Source organism: Exiguobacterium sp. s149, from assembly GCF_018618395.1.
GTDB classification, from domain to species: domain Bacteria; phylum Bacillota; class Bacilli; order Exiguobacteriales; family Exiguobacteriaceae; genus Exiguobacterium; species Exiguobacterium chiriqhucha.
Genome location: NZ_JACSLZ010000004.1, coordinates 221,602 through 243,605, shown reverse-complemented (window position 1 = coordinate 243,605; position 22,004 = coordinate 221,602). Strand labels below are relative to the sequence as shown.

At 50.1% G+C, this 22,004-nt stretch carries 20 protein-coding genes and 1 other annotated feature; of the genes, 14 read left to right on the top strand and 6 right to left on the bottom strand.

From position 1 onward, the window contains the following. Positions 1 to 22 precede the first annotated feature (22 nt). Both KNP81_RS07875 and KNP81_RS07870 read left to right on the top strand, forming a co-directional pair. Complete coding sequence (locus tag KNP81_RS07875) at positions 23 to 1,555, top strand: peptide ABC transporter substrate-binding protein (RefSeq protein WP_214719527.1); 1,533 nt, start codon at positions 23 to 25, stop codon at positions 1,553 to 1,555. Positions 1,556 to 1,758: 203 nt separating this feature from the next. Beyond that, positions 1,759 to 3,414 carry a peptide ABC transporter substrate-binding protein gene (locus KNP81_RS07870; protein WP_214719526.1) on the top strand — a complete coding sequence of 552 codons (1,656 nt, stop codon included), beginning with the start codon at positions 1,759 to 1,761 and terminating at the stop codon, positions 3,412 to 3,414. A gap of 119 nt (positions 3,415 to 3,533) precedes the next feature. On the opposite strand, the gene trpS is transcribed toward KNP81_RS07870, so the two are convergent. Both trpS and KNP81_RS07860 read right to left on the bottom strand, forming a co-directional pair. Continuing rightward, positions 3,534 to 4,535, bottom strand: a complete 1,002-nt coding sequence (gene trpS, locus KNP81_RS07865) for a tryptophan--tRNA ligase (protein WP_214719525.1) — start codon at positions 4,533 to 4,535, stop codon at positions 3,534 to 3,536. Between the two features lie 46 nt (positions 4,536 to 4,581). Then, positions 4,582 to 4,789, bottom strand: a binding site (T-box leader). 46 nt (positions 4,790 to 4,835) lie between these two features. Next, complete coding sequence (locus KNP81_RS07860) at positions 4,836 to 5,204, bottom strand: DUF3899 domain-containing protein (protein ID WP_214719524.1); 369 nt, start codon at positions 5,202 to 5,204, stop codon at positions 4,836 to 4,838. A gap of 272 nt (positions 5,205 to 5,476) precedes the next feature. On the opposite strand from KNP81_RS07860, the gene KNP81_RS07855 reads away from it, so the two are divergent. The 5 genes from KNP81_RS07855 (at position 5,477) to KNP81_RS07835 (ending at position 11,395) form a co-directional block, all read left to right on the top strand. Beyond that, entirely contained in the window at positions 5,477 to 7,093 is a 1,617-nt protein-coding gene (locus KNP81_RS07855) for a peptide ABC transporter substrate-binding protein (RefSeq protein WP_214719523.1), read from the top strand. A 302-nt stretch (positions 7,094 to 7,395) separates the two neighbouring features. After that, positions 7,396 to 8,322 (top strand): oligopeptide ABC transporter permease, encoded by a 927-nt coding sequence (gene opp3b, locus KNP81_RS07850; protein ID WP_021066945.1) that lies wholly within the window; start codon positions 7,396 to 7,398, stop codon positions 8,320 to 8,322. Continuing rightward, positions 8,322 to 9,347, top strand: a complete 1,026-nt coding sequence (opp3C, locus tag KNP81_RS07845) for an oligopeptide ABC transporter permease (protein WP_285800463.1) — start codon at positions 8,322 to 8,324, stop codon at positions 9,345 to 9,347. Before opp3b ends, opp3C begins: the two co-directional genes overlap by 1 nt. Before the next feature lie 24 nt (positions 9,348 to 9,371). After that, positions 9,372 to 10,445 carry an ABC transporter ATP-binding protein gene (locus KNP81_RS07840; RefSeq protein WP_021066947.1) on the top strand — a complete coding sequence of 358 codons (1,074 nt, stop codon included), beginning with the start codon at positions 9,372 to 9,374 and terminating at the stop codon, positions 10,443 to 10,445. Continuing rightward, entirely contained in the window at positions 10,445 to 11,395 is a 951-nt protein-coding gene (locus KNP81_RS07835; protein ID WP_021066948.1) for an ABC transporter ATP-binding protein, read from the top strand. Before KNP81_RS07840 ends, KNP81_RS07835 begins: the two co-directional genes overlap by 1 nt. A 71-nt stretch (positions 11,396 to 11,466) precedes the next feature. Here the strand turns inward: KNP81_RS07835 and KNP81_RS07830 are convergent, their stop codons facing one another. Next, entirely contained in the window at positions 11,467 to 12,000 is a 534-nt protein-coding gene (locus KNP81_RS07830) for an HD domain-containing protein (RefSeq protein WP_214719522.1), read from the bottom strand. Between the two features lie 220 nt (positions 12,001 to 12,220). Between KNP81_RS07830 and KNP81_RS07825 the strand changes: the two genes are divergently transcribed. The 4 genes from KNP81_RS07825 to KNP81_RS07810 all read left to right on the top strand — a co-directional run bounded on the left by KNP81_RS07825 (position 12,221) and on the right by KNP81_RS07810 (position 15,069). After that, complete coding sequence (locus KNP81_RS07825; RefSeq protein ID WP_021066950.1) at positions 12,221 to 12,358, top strand: hypothetical protein; 138 nt, start codon at positions 12,221 to 12,223, stop codon at positions 12,356 to 12,358. Positions 12,359 to 12,537: 179 nt separating this feature from the next. Further along, complete coding sequence (gene spxA / locus KNP81_RS07820) at positions 12,538 to 12,936, top strand: transcriptional regulator SpxA (protein ID WP_015881217.1); 399 nt, start codon at positions 12,538 to 12,540, stop codon at positions 12,934 to 12,936. A gap of 180 nt (positions 12,937 to 13,116) precedes the next feature. Continuing rightward, on the top strand, positions 13,117 to 13,770 hold the full coding sequence (mecA, locus tag KNP81_RS07815) for an adaptor protein MecA (protein WP_029595784.1): 654 nt from the start codon (positions 13,117 to 13,119) through the stop codon (positions 13,768 to 13,770). 66 nt (positions 13,771 to 13,836) lie between these two features. Beyond that, on the top strand, positions 13,837 to 15,069 hold the full coding sequence (locus KNP81_RS07810; RefSeq protein ID WP_214719521.1) for a DUF2254 domain-containing protein: 1,233 nt from the start codon (positions 13,837 to 13,839) through the stop codon (positions 15,067 to 15,069). Positions 15,070 to 15,106: 37 nt separating this feature from the next. On the opposite strand, the gene KNP81_RS07805 is transcribed toward KNP81_RS07810, so the two are convergent. Next, the gene (locus KNP81_RS07805) at positions 15,107 to 15,829 is read right to left on the bottom strand and encodes an SDR family NAD(P)-dependent oxidoreductase (RefSeq protein WP_214719520.1); all 723 of its coding nucleotides are present in this window, start codon (positions 15,827 to 15,829) and stop codon (positions 15,107 to 15,109) included. An 81-nt stretch (positions 15,830 to 15,910) separates the two neighbouring features. On the opposite strand from KNP81_RS07805, the gene cls reads away from it, so the two are divergent. The 3 genes from cls to pepF are packed head-to-tail and all read left to right on the top strand — an operon-like array spanning position 15,911 to position 20,316. Beyond that, positions 15,911 to 17,422 carry a cardiolipin synthase gene (cls, locus tag KNP81_RS07800; RefSeq protein ID WP_029595781.1) on the top strand — a complete coding sequence of 504 codons (1,512 nt, stop codon included), beginning with the start codon at positions 15,911 to 15,913 and terminating at the stop codon, positions 17,420 to 17,422. A gap of 12 nt (positions 17,423 to 17,434) precedes the next feature. Continuing rightward, on the top strand, positions 17,435 to 18,496 hold the full coding sequence (locus KNP81_RS07795) for a competence protein CoiA (RefSeq protein WP_058763273.1): 1,062 nt from the start codon (positions 17,435 to 17,437) through the stop codon (positions 18,494 to 18,496). Positions 18,497 to 18,513: 17 nt separating this feature from the next. Then, a complete protein-coding gene (gene pepF, locus KNP81_RS07790; protein WP_214719519.1) occupies positions 18,514 to 20,316 on the top strand; it encodes an oligoendopeptidase F in 1,803 nt (600 codons plus the stop codon). A 221-nt stretch (positions 20,317 to 20,537) separates the two neighbouring features. Here the strand turns inward: pepF and KNP81_RS07785 are convergent, their stop codons facing one another. Beyond that, complete coding sequence (locus KNP81_RS07785; protein WP_236355671.1) at positions 20,538 to 21,074, bottom strand: DsbA family protein; 537 nt, start codon at positions 21,072 to 21,074, stop codon at positions 20,538 to 20,540. Between the two features lie 322 nt (positions 21,075 to 21,396). Continuing rightward, positions 21,397 to 21,978, bottom strand: a complete 582-nt coding sequence (locus KNP81_RS07780) for a CYTH domain-containing protein (protein WP_214719517.1) — start codon at positions 21,976 to 21,978, stop codon at positions 21,397 to 21,399. Between the last annotated feature and the right edge of the window lie 26 nt (positions 21,979 to 22,004).

Sequence of the window (22,004 nt, the reverse complement as noted above, 5' to 3'; positions counted from 1 at the left end):
CTAACAGAGAGGAGAATGCCAGATGAAACGATTTTTCATCGGTGCCGCCTTGTTGAGTTCAGTCCTTATCCTTTTTTTCGTTATATGGTACGGACAACGAGAGCAGGCACGAGAATTAGTACCACCTGAAGAACAAATCGTGACGATTCATGGGGAGATGTTACCGGAGCAACCGAACACGTTGCTCGCTATCGACCCAAGTTCACAAACCGTGTTATCGCATATTTATGAAGGATTGTATCGTTTCGGTGCAGACGGCGAGATCGAACCTGGGCTTGTTGAGACGATGACGCGGTCGGAAGACGGGGCGACATACACGTTCGAGTTGAAAGAAAGTCAGACTGTGAACGGGAATACGGTCACTGCCGAGACGTTCGTCGATCATTTCCGGATGCTCGCCGACGACGACACGAACTCTCCGTTCAGTTTCCTCCTGGAGGACGTTCTGAACGGAAAAGCGATCAGCCTCGGGACGAAAGAACCAGAGACGCTCGGCGTGAAGGCGGTCGATGCGCGGACGCTCGAGTTGACACTCGAACAACCGATGGAAGGGTTCGAGCAGATTTTAGCGATGCCGGCCTTTTTGCCGCAGACGATGGTCGGTGAATGGCAAGAGCTTGATGCGAACGGTCCGTTTCAAATCGAATCATTGGATGCGGCCCAAGTCACGTTGACGAAAAACGAGGCGTATTACGATGCCGATCGCGTCACGCTCGAAAAGATTATGATGTTGGCGGATGAAGGGCTGGATTCAGAACCGGATGGCATCCATCCGATTCCATACGGCACGGATGAGGCGACCATCGACTTGCTCGAAGGCAAGCTCGTCGACGTCCCACGGAGCGGCGTCTTCTATTTGAAGCCGAACGTCGACGAATATCCGTTCGATGATGCTGATTTCCGGCGAGCGCTTGCCCTCGCCTTGAATCGGGAAGCCGTGGAAGATTCACTCGCTCGGGTCGAAGTCACGACCGAACGATTGCTCGTCACCGATGAAGCGGAACTCGACATTTCGCTCGATGGAGAAGCAACCGCACTGTTCGAGGAAGTGCTCGAGCGGCTCGAGGAAGACGAGATTGAAATCGAGTTGCTCAGTTTTGTCGATGACGAAGCGCGACAAATCGCCCAGACGATTGAAACGGAACTTGAAAAACTTCCGGGTCTTCAAGTGAACGTCGTCGAACTCCCACTTGGGGACAAAGTTAGGCAAGAAGTCGCAGGCGAGTACGCGTTGTCCCTTTCCGGTTGGCAACCGGACTATCCGGCATTCAGCGCCTATTTGACTCAATTCGAGTCAGATAACTATTTGAATTCGAGCGGATTTGCCGATAAACCGTTCGATCGGTTGATGGAACAGGCACGTACGACCGAGGCGATTACAGACAGGAACGAGGCGTATCGACAAGCCGAAAAACGATTGTTGGAACAAGCTGTCGTTATCCCAATCTACCAAGCTGGAAGATCTTACGCGGTCGATTCCAAATATGCGGAAATCGGCTTTCCGGTCATCGGTCCTTCGTACGTCCTAACATTTTCTAAAGTTTATGAAAAATGAGCTAAAAGCCCGTCTACCTAAGCGGGCTTTTAGCCTATAGTAAAAATTTTTTAGAAAAATCAAAATAAACACTTTGCAAAATTATCAGAATATTGTATTATTGCTTCAACGGGATTGTGGTAACAAATTTTGTAAAGTGAACTATCAGAATTTTCTACCATCGTTCATTTCGTTAAAACGAAAAAAATCAGGGGGTCATCGCAATGAATAAGAAAAAAGGTTTTGCTTTAGCAACGTCGGTAACACTTCTATCTAGCGCATTCCTAGCGGCATGTTCGACAGGGGAAGAAGAGGGAGCAACAACTGATAACAACGCATCAGAAAATACTGATGAAGCGCAAGTCCTCAACTTGCTCGATAGCTCAGACATCCCTTCACTTAACCCAACGCTTGCAACAGACGCAGTTTCATTCAACGTCTTGAACAACGTTAACGAAGGTCTTTATCGTATGGACGAAGACGATAACCCGACACCAGGGATCGCGGAGTCACACGAAGTTTCTGAAGACGGTAAAACGTACACGTTCAAAATCCGTGAAGGCGCAACTTGGTCTAACGGCGAGCCTGTAACTGCGAACGACTTCGAATACGCTTGGAAAGAAGTCCTTAACCCAGACAACGCATCACAATATGCTTACGTTATGTCAATCATCGAAGGCGCTGAAGCCTATAACACAGGCGAAGGCGAGCGTGACGCTGTCGGTGTCACTGCGACTGATGAGCAGACACTTGAAGTTAAATTGACTGCACCTGCTGAGTACTTCCTCGGTCTCACAAGCTTCGGCGTATTCATGCCTAAACTTGAGTCGTTCGACAAAGAGCAAGGCGAGAACTTCGGTACGTCTGCAGAGACAACTCTCTACAACGGACCGTTCAAACTCGAAAGCTGGGAGCGCGAGCAAGGCTGGAAAATGGTCAAGAACGACGACTATTGGGATGCTGAAGCCGTCAAACTTGAAGAAATCAACGTTAAAGTCGTTAAAGAAGTTTCAACAGGCGTTAACTTGTACGAAAACGGAGACGTTGACCGTACTGGTTTGACTTCTGAACTCGTTGCTCAATACCAAGACAACGAAGACTTCTCAACTGTCGTTGAGCCAACACTCTTCTACCTTCAGTTCAACACTGAGGTTGAAGCGCTCGACAACCAAAACATCCGTAACGCGATTGATGCGGCATACGATAAAGCAGCGATCTCTGAAACGCTCCTTGCGAACGGTTCAGTTCCTGCCAACTACCTCGTACCTAAAGACTTCGTCACTGGACCAGACGGTAAAGACTTCCGTGAAGCGAACGGCGACATCGGCGGCTACGACGTGGACAAAGCGAAAGAGCTTTGGGAAAAAGGACTTGAAGAACTCGGTCAAGACTCTGTCGAAATCGAGCTCCTCAACTATGACTCAGAATCTGCGAAACAAATTGGTGAGTTCATCAAAGGTGAACTTGAGAAGAACCTTCCAGGGATCACACTTACAATCAAGCAACAACCGTTCAACAACAAACTTGACCTTGAAAACAAAGGTGAGTTCGAGTTGACATTCGCTGGCTGGGGCCCTGACTACCAGGATCCAATGACATTCGTTGACCTCTTCGTCACTGACGGACCATACAACCGTGGTAAGTGGTCGAACGAAGAATTCGACAAGCTCATCGAATCTGCGAAATCAAGCACAGATGCTGCACAGCGTTGGGCTGACCTTCAAGCTGCAGAGAAAATCGTTCTTGAAGAGAACGCAATCTCGCCAGTTTACCAACGTGGATCGGCTCGCCTCACGAAGCCATATGTTAAAGGAATCGTTGAACACGCGTTCGGCGCTGACTACTCGTACAAGTGGGCATCTATCGAAGGCAAAGAGTAATAAGAAACAACACGCATACAAAAAAGAGACGGGGACGCCTGTCTCTTTTTTGTATCTTCAGTTTGAAAAATCACATTGCACGAACAAGCCGCCCTTTGAACGCAAAGGGCGGCTATGTTTTATTTTTTCACTTTGGCCCGTTTCCGGTTGAGTCCCATCGCTTTCTCGATTTTGGCGAGATTTTTGTTGGCGACGGCTTCTGCTTTCTCACGTCCCGCATCGAGGATAGCATCGAGTTCAGTTGAGTCGACGAGTTCGTGATAGCGATTCTGGATCGGTTCGAGCATAGCGACGACAGCTTCGGCGACGTCGTGCTTGAACGTTCCATAGTTCGAATCTTTGTAGCGTTCGACAAGTTCAGTGATTGGGGTATCGGTCGAGAGTGAGTAAATCTCAAGCAAGTTCGAGATGCCTGGTTTGTTCTCACGGTCGAAACTGATGACACCGCTCGAGTCTGTGACGGCGCTCTTGATTTTCTTACGGATAACGTTCGGCTCATCGAGCATCGAGATGAAGCCCTTCGCGTTCGCGTCTGACTTCGACATCTTTTTGACTGGGTTCGTCAAACTCATGATGCGGGCGCCTTCTTTTTGAATGAGTGGTTCAGGAATCGTGAACGTCTCATAGTATCGTTTGTTGAAGCGTTCGGCCAAATCACGCGTCAATTCGACGTGTTGTTTTTGGTCGTCGCCGACCGGGACGAGTTCCGTACCGTACAAGAGGATATCGGCTGCCATCAAGGTCGGATAGACGAATAGGCCAGCGCCGATATTCTCACTGTTCTGTGATTTGTCTTTATACTGCGTCATGCGGCTCAGTTCACCCATACCGGCGATGCATGTCAACATCCATCCAAGTTGGGCGTGCGCCTTCACTTCCGATTGGACGAAAATCGTCGATTTCTCAGGGTTGAGACCGCAAGCGAGATAGAGTGCCGCAAGTTTGCGCGTGTTGTCCATCAACTCGACGCGGTCCAATTGAACCGTGATCGAATGAAGATCGACGACACAGTAAAACGCTTCGTGTTCTTCCTGCAGCTCGACGAACTGTTTTATCGCGCCTAAGTAGTTGCCGAGCGTCACGACGCCGGTCGGCTTAATGCCAGAAAAGATTTTTGCCATGATTACACCTCCAGAGAATATAAAAACCGCGGTTCCCCGCCCGATAAATCGGGACGAATAACCGCGGTGCCACCCAAATTTGCATGAAACTCATGCCACTTGATCGCGTTAACGGGCGTGACCGTCTCGCCGTACTATCGTTCAGGCGAGCCACTCCGAAGTCCATTCGCTCGACGCTTTCCATCTACTCGCAGCAACGTAGACTCTCTGGGGGAAAGGGGATTCGAGGTACTTGTCTTCATCCTTGTGTTTCCTATTGTTCTAGCCATAGTGTAGCATATCGACCATGAAATCGGAAGGTCAAACGAGGGTGACCACATAAGAAAGGATGACGCTCGCGACACCGACATATACCCAACGCCACGCCGAACGTTTTTGTGCGGACCGTTCTTCCGGTGTCGCTTCTTCGTCTTCCTCGTAATCGGGATCGATTTCTTTCAATTTGGCCCGGCGATTGCGCTTGAAGCCGTACATGAATCCATCGAACAATCCAGTCGCGCCCATGTGAGAGAACATCCCGACGGCGAAGACGAGGATGCCGGCGACGAACAGGCCGCCGCTCAAATGAAACCAGACCGTTTCGTCCTGATAGTAGGAAAAGGTCGACCAGACGGTGTAGGCAATTGTGACAATTTCCCAAACGATTAATATACTTCTAAAATTTTTCAATATGACAAACTCCTTTCAGCGTGGATGCGCTCCATCGAGTCATCCGCCCTATGGCTCTATGATAACTGTTGTGCGGCATATATGGCGAGAAGTTCGTGTTAAAAATGACAGCGGTTTATTGGGGAGTTGACAGTTTGATTAAAAATTTTTTACAATAGCCCTAACGTTCTTTCGTCGGATACAAAATGAAATATTCAGAAAATTAAAGAAAAAGTAAGATGTTACGGTCCGACGAAACGCTATGCTTCACGAAACAGAAAGGGGACATCGCAATGAAGAAAAAATCGATTTTGCTCATGATGACACTCATCTTGGCACTCGGTTCAGTGCTCGCCGCTTGCTCGACTGGCGGAGACTCTGACGGCGGTTCGTCTTCGAACGGAGAAAAGATTCTCCGCTTGACGGACACGTCTGACATTACAACAGCTGACCCGGCGCTCGCGACGGACGCTGTGGCGTTCAACTTGATCGCCAACACGATGGAAGGTCTCTATCGTCTTGACCAGGAAGGAAATGCCGTTCCAGCCATCGCTGAAGGAGAACCAGAAGTGAGTGAAGACGAAACGGTCTACACGTTCACACTTCGTGACGCGGAATGGTCAAACGGAGAACCTGTCACAGCGAACGACTTCGTCTACGCTTGGCAACGCGCCGTGGATCCTGAAACAGGTTCACAATACGCGTACATCATGAACACAGTTAAAAATGCCGAAGCCATCAACACGGGTAAACTTCCTAAAGAAGATCTCGGTGTGAAGGCAATCGATGAGAAGACACTTGAAGTTACACTCGAGCGTCCAGACCCATCATTCATCTCGCTCACATCGTTCGGTACGTTCACACCGATTAACGAAGCGTTTGCGACTGAAAAAGGCGAAGACTTCTCGACGACTCCAGAAAACCACATCTACAACGGTCCATTCACATGGTCGGAGTGGGATCGCGAGCAAGGATACGTGTTGACGAAAAATGAATCGTACTGGGATGCTGAAAATGTAGCCCTAGAGAAAGTCGACGTTCGCGTCGTCAAAGACACATCGACTGTCGTCAACTTGTATGAAGCAGGAGAAGTCGACTACGCCGGCCTCTCATCTGAACAAGTTGCCGCATTCCAAGAGAACGATGACTACAGCACAGGCCTTCGGTCATCTGTCGGTTACTTCAAGTTTAACCACGAAGATGAACTCTTCGCTGACGTCAACGCTCGTAAAGCCGTCGCTCGTGCGGTCGACCCAACCGGGATTATCGATCAGCTGTTGAACAACGGCTCAATCGCAACGACTTCGTTTGTCCCGAAAGAATTCATCAAGTATGAAGACGGAACGGATTATGCAGAAGGCGTAACACACTTTGAGACGAACGCTAACGAAGCGGCATCACTTTGGGAAGAAGCGACTGGCGGCGAAGCTGTCACGATCGAACTTCTCTCATTCGATAGCGAAGTAGCAAAACAAATCTCAGAGTACATGAAAGGCCAACTCGAATCGAACTTGCCGAACGTGACCGTGAACATCTCACAACAACCGTTCAATAACAAGCTCGAACTCGAAGCGAACGGAGAGTATCAGATGTCATTCGCCCTTTGGGGACCTGACTATCAAGATCCGCTCACGAACCTTGGTATTTTCACATCTGACAACGGTCAAAACGACATCAACTACAAGTCGGCAGCATACGATAAGTTGATTGATGAAGCATCAGCTGAAACATCAATCGATGCGCGTTATGACAAGTTTAAAGAAGCAGAAACGCTCTTGATTGAACAAGACCAAGCTATCATGCCGCTTTACCAAGCGGGTGTCGCTTACTTGCTCCGTCCGAACGTCGAAAACTTCAACCGTCAACTATTCGGTGCTGACTACCAGTACAAATACGTCGATATCAACTAAATGAGAAGGGGGCATGCACCACGCATGTCCCCCCTTTTCTAAAAAAAAATTAGAAATTAGAGAAAAAACTATTCAAAAGTTTTGTTGGTAAAGTATAATGTAGTAACAGTGAAAATTCAGAATACTTTACAAACTAAGGATTCTTTGATTTTCATGTGCTGTGCTAAGAGCCTTGAGATGACGTTTGACCTATTCTTTCAGAAAATTCCTTTCATTTTGTGAATTCATGAAAAGGGAAATATGTCATAGTGACGCTGTTGGTGCAAGCATAGACACATTAGAAAAACAGGGGGTATTTATTTATGGGACGTTATATTCTTCAGCGGCTGACTTACGGCCTCATCACGTTCTTCTTGATTGCGACGTTCACGTTTTTCCTGATGGACCTGCTTCCAGGTTCGCCGTATCAAAACCAGGAGAAATTGACAGAGACACAAATTCAACTATTGAACGACCGCTACGGACTCAATGATCCGCTTCCAGTTCGTTATGCGACCTACTTAGGAAACCTTGTGCAAGGGGACCTCGGTGTATCGTTCCGTACGGCCAACCGGCCAGTGACGGATTTGATCATGGAACGAATCGGACCTTCAGCTCAACTAGGTATTCAAGCACTCGTGCTTGGGACGTTTGTTGGATTGTTGCTCGGGATCGTGGCAGCCATTCGTCATAATACGTTCATCGACTATGGTTCGATGTTCATCTCGGTAATCGGGATTTCTGTCCCATCGTTCGTCTTTGCAGCACTTCTCCAGTACTACGTTGGGGTTAAGTTGCAATTGCTCCCTGTTGCGTTCTGGGATTCCCCGGCGCATACGATTTTACCGACCATCTCGCTCTCACTCGGGGTCACGGCGTCTATCGCTCGTTTCGTCCGGACCGAGATGTTAGAAGTTACCGGACAAGATTACGTCACGCTCGCGAAAGCGAAAGGGTTGACCGGGAATGCGATCGTCTGGAAACACATGGTGCGTAACGCGATGATTCCAGCAATTACAATCCTCGGACCAATGACGGCCGGTCTATTGACAGGTACGTTCGTCATCGAAAAAATCTTTGCGGTACCTGGTTTAGGTGAATTGTTCGTCACATCTATTACGTTGAATGATTACTCGGTCATCATGGGCACGACGCTCTTCTTCTCTGGCCTGTTTATTATTATCATTCTACTTGTCGATTTGCTCTACGGAGTCGTTGACCCACGTATTCGTCTTGGGGGGAATAACTGATGATTGAAAACAAAAAGAATTTCGAGCAGTTCGACCAAGACATGTTTCAACGTGTCGAAATGAACGAACAGCTCGCTGAACGAATCGCTGGTAAAAGTCTAAACTTCTGGCAAGATGCTTGGATGCGCCTAAAGAAAAACAAAGCGGCCATCTTGTCGTTATCGATTATCGTCATTCTTGTCTTGCTCGCTCTATTCGGCCCGATGCTGTCTGGTCGTGATGCTTATACGCAAAACATCTCGCAAGCGAAACTTCCACCTAAAGTCACAGGACTAGAGTGGGCAGGGTTCGACGGGATGGCTAACCTCGGTGGCCGTGAAATCGACTTCTATGAACAAAAGAACGTCGAAGAGAACTACTGGTTCGGTACGGACTACCTCGGCCGTGATCTTTGGTCACGTGTTTGGGAAGGTACACGTATCTCACTCTTCATCGGTTTAATGGCCGCAATCGTCGATACGGTTATCGGTGTCGCCTATGGTGGTATCTCGGCTTACTTCGGAGGCCGTACGGATAACATCATGCAACGGATTGTTGAGATTTTGACTGGTGTCCCAAACTTGATTTTGATTATCTTGTTCATCTTGATCTTTGACCCAGGTGTCTTCACCATCATCTTGGCGATGGCCATCACCGGCTGGATCGGGATGAGTCGACTCGTCCGCGGTCAGATTTTGAAATTGAAGAACCAAGAGTTCGTCTTGGCTGCCCGTACACTCGGCGCTTCAAGTACACGTTTGATTTTCAAACACTTGATCCCGAACACGCTCGGCGCCATCATCATCACACTTATGTTCACGATTCCATCTGCCATCTTCTTCGAGGCATTCCTTAGTTTCATCGGGATCGGACTTCAACCGCCACAAGCATCACTTGGTACGTTGATTAACGACGGATACAAAGAGCTTCGGACGTTCCCGTACTTGCTCGTTATCCCGTCAATCATCATCGTCTTGCTCATGGTCAGCTTCAACTTGCTCGCCGATGGCTTGCGTGATGCGTTCGACCCGAAAATGCGTAAATAATTATAGAAACAGGGGGACTCGTGCATGGAAACGATTTTATCTGTCCGAGACTTAGCGGTCTCGTTCCATACGTATGCTGGAACGGTACAAGCCGTTCGCAACGTATCGTTTGATTTGAAAAAAGGCGAGACGCTCGCCATCGTTGGTGAATCGGGTTCTGGTAAATCCGTCACATCGAAAGCGATTATGCGTCTCATTCCGAACCCGCCAGGTGAAATCACGAATGGAGAAATCTTGTTCGAAGGTAAAGACTTGGCGAAGTTGTCGGAAAAAGAAATGCTTAAAATTCGTGGACGCGATATCGCAATGATCTTCCAAGATCCGATGACATCGCTCAACCCGACGATGACGATCTACAAACAGATCGCCGAAGGATTGAAGCAACACCAAGGACTCACGGGTGAGGATGCGAAGAAGCGTACGCTTGAATTGCTCACACTCGTTGGGATTCCAAACCCTGAGGCACGCCTCAAGCAATACCCGCACCAACTTTCAGGTGGGATGCGTCAGCGGATCGTTATTGCGATCGCGCTCGCATGTAACCCAAAAGTATTGATCGCCGATGAGCCGACGACGGCCCTCGACGTAACAATTCAAGCTCAGATTTTAGAGTTATTGAAAGACATCCAGCAAAAGACAGGCACAGCGATCATTTTCATCACGCACGACCTCGGTGTCGTTGCGAACATGGCAGACCGCGTTGCTGTTATGTACGCTGGTAAAATCGTCGAGAAGGGAACGGTCGATGAGATCTTCTATGAGCCGCGTCACCCATATGCATGGGGACTACTCGGATCGATGCCGCGTCCATCCGATGACCCGAACGAGGCGCTTCCGGCCATCCCGGGTACGCCGCCGAACTTACTCAACCCACCGAAAGGCGATGCCTTCGCACCACGTAACCCGTATGCGATGAAAATCGACTTTGAAAAAGAACCACCGATGTTCCAAATTAGCGACACACACTATGCGGCGAGCTGGCTATTGCACCCACAAGCCCCGCAAGTGAGCCCGCCGAAAGCAATCCGTGATCTTGCGCTCAAGTATCGTCCGGACAGTGCGTTCGCGAAATCGATTTTGAAAGGTGGTGCTGAATAATGGAACGCGAGAAATTACTCGAAGTAAAAGACCTGAAGCAGCACTTTAAAATCGGCCGAGGCCGCGTCGTCAAAGCGGTCGACGGCATCTCGTTCGATATTTATAAAGGTGAAGTGCTCGGACTCGTAGGGGAGTCTGGATGTGGGAAATCGACGACAGGTCGTACCATCATCGGACTTTACGATGCGACTGACGGGGATGTCATCTTCAAAGGTGAGAACGTCCACGGCAAGAAGAGCACCGCTGAAAAATTGAAGTTCAACCGAGCGATGCAAATGATTTTCCAAGATCCATACGCATCCCTGAACCCGCGTATGACCGTCGCTGATATCATCGCCGAAGGCATCGATATCCACGGTCTTGCCAAGACGAAAGAAGACCGGATGAACCGCGTCTATGACCTTCTCGAGACAGTCGGTCTTACGAAAGAGCACGCGAGCCGTTACCCGCACGAATTCTCGGGCGGTCAGCGTCAGCGGATCGGGATTGCCCGCGCTCTCGCGGTCGAACCGGACTTCATCATCGCCGATGAACCGATTTCGGCTCTCGACGTATCGATTCAAGCCCAGGTCGTCAACTTGATGAAAGAATTGCAACGCGACCGTGACCTCACGTACTTGTTCATCGCCCACGACTTGTCGATGGTCAAGTATATCTCGGACCGGATCGGTGTTATGTATCAAGGTCACCTCGTCGAGCTCGCTCCTGCAGCGCGCCTGTATGAGAACCCACTCCACGCTTATACGAAGTCACTCCTCTCAGCAATCCCACTTCCGGATCCTGAGCATGAGCGGACACGTAAACGCATTGTGTATGAGTCGAAGTCACTCGGTGCCGTCGGACGTTCGGATGAGGATTCAAGTATCCCGCCACTCCGCGAAGTCGAGCCAGGCCACTTCGTCTCAATGACAGACGAAGAGTACGAAGCTTACAAAGTACAACTCGTATAATAGGAAAGTCCCGAATCCAGATGGATTCGGGACTTTTTTCGTACAAAAAAACACCGTCCATGATGACGGTGTCAGGCGTTTGAGATGCGTGGCAAATTTGAGAGCCGGTCGACAACCGCGTCAATCAAGCGGACGCGGGCCAGGGCGTCTTCGATATCCATCGTCTCATAGTGGTGCAATCCACCAGGCTGTTCGACGTACGTGTCCGCATCGTGAACGAGCTGTTGGAGCGGCGTCCGTTGAATCCGGTTGGGCGGTAAATAGGAGTCGGTGTGAAGCAGTATCATGACCGAGATCTCTTTCGCGCGGGCCGGGTCTTCACCGAGACGAATCAACAGCTTATGGGCACGTTCGGCGCCTTTAATGGCATGGATATCGTTTTGACGATACAAATCATAATTCCATTTTCCTTCGGTGTACCATTCATAATGACCGATGTCATGGAGCAGGGCGGCTTTCGTCGCTAAATCCGTATCGAGGCCTTGTCGCGTCGCCAATTCGAGAGCGCGTTCACACACATCGACGGCGTGTTTCAAGCCAGAACGGGTCAAGTATTTCTGGGTGACCGGGTGTTGCATAATCGTCTCTAACGTAATTCTCATCATCGCTCTCCTCCTTGGTGATTTCAAAGGTTATTTCTATTAACTATACGGGAATGAGATAGGAAAAGCAAATTTGGAACGTGTGAAATGATGAAAAACTTGGAGATTGTTCAACTATTTTCATAAGAATGTGCTATAATTTAAATGTAGATTAGTGCAAGTTCAAGATTTTCAGATTCAGTAACGGTCGGTCCGGTCCTTTTGGCGTTGGGGGTGAGAGACCATGAAAGAACGTAATAAAGTTTTGCAACAGAAAAAGAAACTTCTAAAAGAAGTCCTCAAGAAGAAATTGAAAGACTTGCAAGTGAAGCCAGGCAAAGAGACGGTATCACAACCGGTTTCTCGAATGCCGGCGTCCTAGAACGGTCGATCAAGGGTCGCATTCTCGAGAATGCGTCCTCTTTTCTTACCTCAATGAGAAAGAATATCATTGAAGTTTCAATTCATAAGAATTATTATAATTAAGTGAACGATTTTTTGGGTATACAAATAGAGTCACTTGAAAAAGATGAACGAACATTTGATCAGGGAGGAACGAAAATGGTCACACTTTACACGTCTCCGAGCTGCACATCGTGCCGAAAAGCACGGGCTTGGCTTGAAGAGCATGATATCCCATTTACGGAACGAAATATATTTTCAGAACCACTCTCACTCAATGAGATCAAACAAATTTTACGTATGACAGAGGACGGGACGGATGAAATCATCTCGACCCGGTCTAAAGTTTTCTCTAAAATCGACGTATCGGTCGATGCGCTTTCGCTTCAACAACTGTACGATTTGATTCAAGAGTATCCAGGACTACTTCGCCGTCCAATCTTGATTGATGAAAAACGTCTTCAAGTCGGGTATAACGAAGATGAGATTCGTCGATTCTTGCCGCGCAAGGTCCGCACGTTCCAACTTCAAGAAGCGCAACGACTCGTCAACGAGTGAGGAAGCATACTGTCTAAGCAGTGTGCTTTTTATTATTCCGTTTTTCCGATAAAATAATAGTAACAACCCCATCATCAATAGATTGACACGTTAAAAAAAGGGTACTATGATAACAAGACAATTTCCCCTCTCCTCCTTAATTGTTGAAGTAGGAGTGAGGTGAGAAGGGAGTGGACAATCGTGAAAATTGAGCGCATCAATGATAATACCGTCAAATTTTTCATTACGTATGTCGATATCGAAAAACGCGGTTTCGCTCGTGATGAAATCTGGTATAACCGAGAACGTGGTGAGCAGCTGTTCTGGCAGATGATGGACGAAGCGCACGAACGAGAAGATATCTCGTTTGATGGTCCACTATGGATACAAGTACAAGCTTTTGAAAAAGGACTTGAAGTGACCGTGACGATTGCGAAAAACGTGATTGACGCCGAAGACGATTCTGAGCTCGGATCACTCCTGCGCTCGGCAATCGATGAGGCACGCGATCAACAATCGGTGCTCGACCAATTGAGTGAACTCGATGAAGAAACCGAGCAGGAGGCGTGGGCTCCGCTCGCCATGGAAACGGACGACTTTGAGGCCATCATCTCGCTCAGCAAACGGGCGGGAGAGACGTTAAGTAACATCGACCTCAAACTGTTCCATTACGATCAAAAGTATTACTTGTGGATCGATTTCCCGGAAGAGATGGAACCAGAGGAAGAAGAGAACGTATTGAGCCTCTTGGCCGAGTACTTGACGTTCAGCACGCAGACGTTAGCGATGCTCGAAGAATACGGCAAGCTCATTCTCGATGGGGACGTCTTCGCCAAAGTCCGTCACTATTTCTAAACCCCAATCGCCTGTTCATATGGACAGGCGATTTTTTTCTAACTAATACATAAACGAGGTGTCATGATGTTGAAACGTTTGCAGTTGATGTTGGCCGATAGTGCCTGGTTCGTCCCGTTCTTGTATGGGGTCGGGGGGATTGCCTTGACGTTCCTTACCCAATACTTTGGAAGTTTCTTTCGGGAACTATTGCCCAAAATCGTCTATTTAGATAAGGATTCGGCGGCGACGGTTTTATCATCGTCCTTCACGAGTTTGATGACGATGATGACGTTCAGTTTTTCAACGATTCTCGTCGTCTTGACGACGTACTCGTCCCAGTTTTCGCCGCGGACGATCAACAACTTTTTGACGAATTCGGCGTCGAAGCATACGCTCGGCTTGTTCATCATGACGACCGTGTACGGCATCACGAACTTATTTTTAATTCGGACGTCAGATGAGGACGTCGTCCTCGCCTCGGGCGTCAGCGTGCTGCTCGTCGTCAGTTCCGTCTGGGCGTTCGTCAAGTTCATCCAAACAATCAGCGTCTCGATTCAAGCCGAACGTCTCTTGTCAGCCTTGCATCGCGAGGCGTTGTCCGTCATCGAGACACAGCAACAAGCGGTCGACGACGGCAAGATGCATATCGTTCCTAAGCGTTCGGTCCATACGTTCGAGGGTCACGCCATCTATGCCCCGCGCACCGGCTACATTCAACTGTTCGCAAGCGAGAAACACGAGAGTCATGACGTCGATTTTGAGTCGGTCGTGGCTGTCGGGGATTTCGTGGCGAAAGGGGACTTGCTCGGCTATTGGCTCGGGGAAGAAGCGCTCGAGATTGACGTGTTCCAAATCGGGGAGATTCGCTCCTCGATTCAAGATCCGGCCTTCGTTATCGAGAAGTTGAGCGAGATCGCGTTAAAAGGTATCTCGCCCGGGATTAACGATCCGAATACGGCGATTCACGCCATTCATTACATCGGGGACATTTTGCGGGAACTGAGCCGATTACCTGAAGGGGATTTCTTATTTTCCAATGGCAAAAGTGACTGGCACGCCAAACGGAAGCCGATGGAGGCGACGTTGTTCGAGGCGCTTGCTCCGATTAAGACGTATGCGAGCCATGACATCTTTGTGATGGCGTCCGTGTTCGAGGCAATCCGCATCGCCCGGTTAGAAGCGCATGCCTCACACGAAGAGACGTTCGAGGCGTTCATCGACTATTTTGAGGAGTCGCTCGATGTTGAAGAGTTGCATCCGCGAGAACGCGCGTTTCTGACGAATCAGATGATGCGTGCCCGAAAAGTACAGACGTGAAAGGGAGGGGTCTCGAGTGACCCCTCCCTTTTGCTGCTTATGAGAGCGTATAGCCACCATCCACCGTGATGGCTTGTCCGTTAATATAGCTTGACGCGCCGCTCAACAGGAACGTGACGACCGGTGCGACTTCTTCCGGCTTGGCGGCATGTCCCCGGAAATGATGGGTCATCGCCTCTTGGAATTTGGCCTCACCACCGTACAGTTTATGACTGAGCGGCGTGTCGACCGGACCGAAACAGACCGCATTGAAACGTACTTTACCTTTCATCCGATGGGCGAACGTCTTCGTCAAGGCGATGACGGCCGCTTTCGAGGCGGCGTATGGACCGAGCATCGGCGGGAATTTGACGTGACCGACGATGGCGGCGTTATTGACGACGCTCCCTCCTGTCACCAACAGGGGGATGGCGCGTTGGATGATGCGATTCGTCGCCAGTACGTTCAGTTCGAACACGTCGTCGAACGCGGTCGTCGGCAACCGCTCCGGTGTCCCGGGACGACCGAACGTCGCGGCGTTGTTGAATAATCCGTTGAGGACGACCTTGTCCTCGCTCAAGCGGTCCATCAATGCTTCAACTTGCTCGGATTCGGCTAAATCACATGTAAGGAAAGTGATGCGTGGTGAGGCGTCTTCGAGTGCGGCACCTCGTGTCTCGTCGCGGCCGATGCCGATGACGTCATGTCCGTCCTCAGCCAAACGAAGGGCGACGGCCCGTCCAATCCCGCTCGTCGCTCCTGTAACCAAAAATGTGCCCATATTTTGTTCGCTCCCCTCAAAAGATGGTGTTAAGTTGTATAATTATGATAATACAAGATAGAAACGAGGTCAGTTTATAATATGTTGCGACGCATACAAGTACTTTTATCCCTGATTTTGCTCGCAGGTCTCATTGCCGTATTATCGTATTACTGGAGCTCGCAAGTGATCGGGTTGTTCTCGGTGCTCGTCTTTTTGACGACGTTCAGCATCCTGCTCGTCATCCTGCTCGAGAATCGAAATCCGCAGCGGACGCTCATTTGGGCCATCGTCATGCTCGGCTTCCCGGTCGTCGGGCTGTTCGCCTATTTTGTGTTCGGACAGAACTATCGCCGGAAGCGCATGTTCAAAGAGAAGGCCATGTTGGACGAAGAGACGTACCTCGCTTATCGACAGAAGGCGATGACGTTGTCGCCGTCGCTCATGTTCTCCCATGACGATTATGAGAAGTTGCTCCATTTGACGTCGTCTCTGAATCAATTACCCGTTTCGTCGAACACGTATACGCAAGTGCTGACGAACGGACAACAGAAGTTCTCGAAGTTGTTGCCCGCTTTGAAAGGGGCGACCCGCCACATCCATCTCGAATATTATATTTTCCGGGAAGATCGTATTTCTCGGGAAATTCAACGGATTTTGATTCAGAAGGCGAAGGCCGGGGTCGAGGTGCGCTTTCTATATGACGCGGTCGGCTCGATTCATACGAGCGGGACGTTCTTTGACGAGATGCGCCAAGCAGGCGTCCATGTCAAAGCGTTCTTCCCGGTCGTCCTGCCGCTCGTTTCGAGTAAGACGAACTATCGGAACCATCGGAAAATCGTTGTCATCGATGGAACAGAGGCGTTCACAGGCGGGTTGAATGTCGGAGATGAATATTTGGGCGAGCATTCGAAGTTCGGTTTTTGGCGTGACACGCATCTATACGTCAGAGGGGAAGGGGTGTCGGAACTCCAGCTCATCTTCTTGCAGGACTGGTACTACATGACGGGTGAGCGTCTATTCACGCCGTTCTATCTCGAGCCGCTCGAGACGGTGCGAAGTGCGAGCGGCGGCGTACAGATTGTGGCGAGCGGACCGGATGAGCCGTACGAGACGATGAAATCGATTTATTTCGCGCTGATCAATGCGGCGAAGAAGTCGGTATACATCTCGTCCCCGTACTTGATTCCAGACGAGGACATCATGAGCGCGCTCAAGACCGCTTCGTTATCAGGCATCGATGTCCGTATCGTGCTTCCGAGCTATCCGGACCATAAAATCGTCTTTTATGCGAGCCGCTCATATTTTGAGGAGCTACTCAGCGCCGGGGTCAAGATTTACTTGTATGAGGAAGGGTTCATGCACTCGAAAGTCATCGTCGTCGACGATGGGTTGGCGACAATCGGAACGGCGAATATGGACTTCAGAAGTTTCCACCTCAATTTCGAGGTGAACGCGCTCTTGTATAACACGAACTCCGTCCATCAGCTCAAACAAGATTTGTATAAAGACTTTGAAGGGTCACACGAGTTGGAGATTCGGGCGTTCTCGGAACGATCCTACTTCATCAAACTCGTCGAATCATTGGCCCGAATGTTTTCACCACTATTATGAGGGGGAAGCGGAATGCGATTTGCCATCGGTCGAACTGGAGGGTATGTGGATGCCCTTACGTTGAGTCGGGGGCGGATTGAGCCGTTTGCCCCTTTTTCGTGCCCAGAATGCGGGGAACGGGTAATCGTCAGGCAAGGTGTGAAACGGCGTCTCCATTTCGCCCATGTCAATCCTTGCGGATGCGGCGAGTCGACCGGACACCATGAAGACAAATGGGGAGTGCGGCAATGGCTTCAAGGGCAAGGGTATGAAGTCGAGCAAGAAGTCGTCATCGGCGCACGTCGTGCCGATTTGGTGGCAGTACGCGACGATACTCGGCTCGTCGTCGAAATCCAGGCGTCCACGCTCTCAATCGAGTCTTACGTCGACCGGACGAGACATTATCGCGACAATGGACTTGACGTCGTCTGGCTGGCGAGCGGGCTGCAGCCCGGGGGTGTGACGACGTTCAAACCGTGGATGCGGGCCGAACTGGCGCGACGACATAGCCTGGTCGTCCCGACCGGACAGGCGTTATACCGCTTCGTCGGCTTTCCGGTCTCCATCCGAGCGGGCGTCGGGCAATGGCAGGTCGCGACCTCGTTCGATGTCTCGCCGTTCGCGGCATATTATGGCTTCGATGCCCATCGTTGGACCCAAGTCATTCGGCGGAGGCGGATGACGCCACCTTATCCGACGCCACAGTATCGCCGGCTCATCTTGAATCGATTGTATCCGCTCGGGATGTTGCCCTCGTTGTTACCGAGCTACTGTTATTTGCCGTTGCCGTCACTGTGGGGGGTCCATGTCCATCCGTTCATGTTCCAGACGGTGCTCTACTTGAATCGACGGGATTGCCCCGGAGACTCCGTCAATTGGAGCATCGAGAAGACGTGCCGCCAGTTCGACGTGACCCCGACAAGCGACTTTCTGCAAGCGTTTGAAGTACAATGGAGACAGCTGTTGAACGTATTCGACGTGACGGAGGCGGTGCGCGATTGGCACGTGCCTAAGACGTTAGACACGGCGTTGCTTCACGATTTTCGATACTTTCAAGGGTTTCAGCGATTCATGGCGAAATCGTATACAAACTAAGAAAAGGAAGTGGACATATGTCAGAAGTACTTACACGACAACAAGTACCCGTCGAGGAGACGTGGAACTTAGAGACGATTTATGCAGACGATCAAGCTTGGGAACAAGATTTTGAGGCGCTAAAAGCAAGCGTACCGGCCTTGATCGAGTTCAAAGGGAAACTCGGAGAATCCGCGGCTTCTTTATTCGCAGGTCTGCAACTACGCGACGACATTTCGCGTCAATTGCATAAGCTGTATACATACGCCCATATGCGCTACGACGAGGATACGTCGAACAGCCATTATCAGGCACTGAACGACCGTGCCGGTTCGCTCGCTGCCCAAATCTCGGCTCAGCTCGCGTTCATGACGCCAGAGCTGCTCGCCATCGACGAAAGCCAAATCGAGGCGTTCATGAGTGAGCACGAGTCACTCAACGTCTATCGCCACGCGTTCGACGAGTTGGCACAAGAACGTCCGCACGTGTTGACGGAAGCGGAAGAGGCGATTCTCGCCAAAGCCGGTGACGTCCTCGGGCAGTCGAGCTCGACGTTCGGCATGCTTAACAACGCCGACTTGAAGTTCCCGAAAGTGAAGAACGAGAAAGGCGAAGACGTCGAATTGACACATGGCCGCTATATCACGTTCCTCGAATCAAGTGACCGCAGTGTCCGAGAAGGCGCATTCAAGGCGATGTACGGGACGTACGAGCAATATTTGAACACGTTCGCCTCGACGTTGTCGGGTAGCGTGAAAAAAGACAACTTCTATGCGACGGTCCGCAAGTTCGAGAGCGCCCGCCAAGCGGCGCTTCACCATAATGCCATCCCAGAATCCGTATACGACGGGCTCGTAGAGGCGGTGAACGAACGTCTCGACTTGTTGCACCGTTATGTCGCGCTCCGGAAACGGGCACTTGGTGTGGACGAGTTGCATATGTACGACTTGTATACGCCGCTCGTCAAAGACGTGGACATGAAAATTCCGTATGACGAAGCGAAAGACCTGATGGTCGAGGGGCTCGCGCCGCTCGGAGACGAGTACGTCCAAATCGTCAAAGACGGACTTGCTTCACGTTGGGTCGACGTTCGTGAGACACGTGGCAAGCGGAGTGGCGCCTATTCATCAGGCGCGTACGACACGCAACCGTTCATCTTGATGAACTGGCAGGACAACGTCAACAACTTGTTCACGCTCGCCCATGAGTTCGGCCATTCGGTCCATAGCCATTATACGCGGGCGACGCAGCCGTATCCGTACGGGGACTATTCGATTTTCGTGGCCGAAGTGGCTTCGACGACGAACGAGGCGCTCTTGAACGATTATTTGTTGAAGACGCGCACGGACCGCCAGGAGCGGCTCTATCTGTTGAACAATCAGCTCGAAACGTTCCGGGGCACACTGTTCCGTCAGACGATGTTCGCCGAGTTCGAGCACATGATTCATAAAGCGGCCCAAGAAGGCGTCTCGCTCACACCTGAGTATTTGAATGAGACGTATCTCGAGCTCAACAAGCGATACTTCGGAGACGAACTCGTTATCGATGGTGAGATTGCGTTTGAATGGGCCCGTATCCCGCACTTCTATTACAATTACTACGTCTATCAGTACGCGACAGGGATCTCAGCATCGGCCGCGTTGTCGCAACAGATCATGGAAGAAGGCGAACCAGCTGTCCGTCGTTACATCGACAAGTTCTTGAAGGCCGGTTCGAGCGACTATCCGATTGAAGTATTGAAGGCGGCCGGCGTCGATATGACGACGAAAGCGCCGGTGCTCGCAGCACTCGATCAGTTCGAGGCCGTCCTCGACGAAATGGAGACGTTATTATTTCAATAAGAAGTATGGCGTGAACATTATGTGACAATATGAACAAAGTGCTTGTCACGTGGCGCCCGTCTCGGTATATTATAAGTGTGAAATTAATCACAAACCCCTTTATTGACCGTAAACTTTCTCCCAACCTGTGATCTGTATAGATACTCGGGTCGTGATGTTTTCCGTCCCCGCGGAGAACATCGCAAAAAACCCACGGCTCCCCGGCCGTGGGTTTTGTTGTGTCATTTATTCGTCGCCCAAGCTTGTCCGCTGCAACCTGGGACAGGTCGACACCGTTGCTGGAGTGACAATTTTTTCAGTTCTCTCTCGATGACCGGCTTCTCGAGCTCCAAGATGAAGGCGAGCTCGGTGATGGTCGAGGCATCGTAGCGCCCCAATACTTTCTCGACGTTCCACTCGGACTCCCGGGTTGGGACGTAACCGAGCAGTTCGGCCATGACGGCCTGATAGACGTCATACGGGTACAATCCTTCGATTTTGAGTGCTTCGTCACGCGTGACGAACGTCAAAGCAGGAAGTGACTCAATTTCCCAATCTTTTAAGATCTCATGGTCAACAGCTAGAGCGCTGAGCAGTTGATTGGATTGGATATCGGCCGCCAACTCCTCGATGTCGAGCCCGTAATCGACGAACGAGCGGGCAATTTCCCACAAGTCGCTGTCGCTAGAGCCATCCTTCAAAAAGATATCGTTTATATGCAGATGGCGTAAGAAGCGCATCGCATGACGTTTCCCTTGTAACTCCATAGCCTTAATCATCGTGAGAAGGCGAACCTCTTCTTGACATCCGCCAACACAACTAGGAACCGTCGAAACCATACGGAAACGAATCAAATGCCCGTATTCAAGTTCGAGCTTTTTAATGAGCGTCATCACATGAAGTCCATCTGGATCAGAAATGTCCATGAAATAGAATAACTCTAATGGTTTATAGGTTGCATGGATGGGAGATTCTTCCAGTGAACAAGATGACTCATTACATTGTTCTAGTTCCATTGTGTCGCCTCCTCTCGTAAACAAAAATCAAATATATCGTATGCTCATTGTAGCAACGAAAAAAAAAGGTTGGCAACGTATCTGCTCAACCTTGATTTCGACGCACCTTTTCTTCCATGAATCGAACGATTTTATTTTTAGCGGGACGAAGAGGAATGCCATGCTCGCGAAGGAGCTGTTCGAACGCGATTTTCCCTTTCGCCTCGTCGGTCACTTCAAATTCTATTTCATAGTCGTGAATCTCCAAATAATGACTTTCATCAAGGACGAGCAGGCCGTCCGGCGTCGCGATTTCGGCCCGTTTCGTCTCGAGACGGCCGAGGTGTTCGAGCGGTCCAGACAAGTTGAACGGGGCGAGTGCTGCCGTCATTTGATCATCGTGGATGATGCCGTATTTGAACAAGTTCTCGGCTTCCTCTTCGTTGATGGCGGCGTGCGTCTCGAGCAAGCCGACTTCATGCGGCTGCTTCAGTGTCAGCACTTGGCCGTTCTTTTTCTCACGGATGCGAAGGGCGGCACCATGGTTCTTCAGTTCGAACGTCGGCGTGTCAAAGTAGTCGTTGGCTTGCCATTTCACTTCGTCTGTCAAATCGTAGGCGGCGAGCAACATTTCGTACTCGTCTTTTGTCAACATCGATTTAAATTCAATTTCCACTTCTTGGGTCATAAATCATCGCTCCATTCTATGAACAA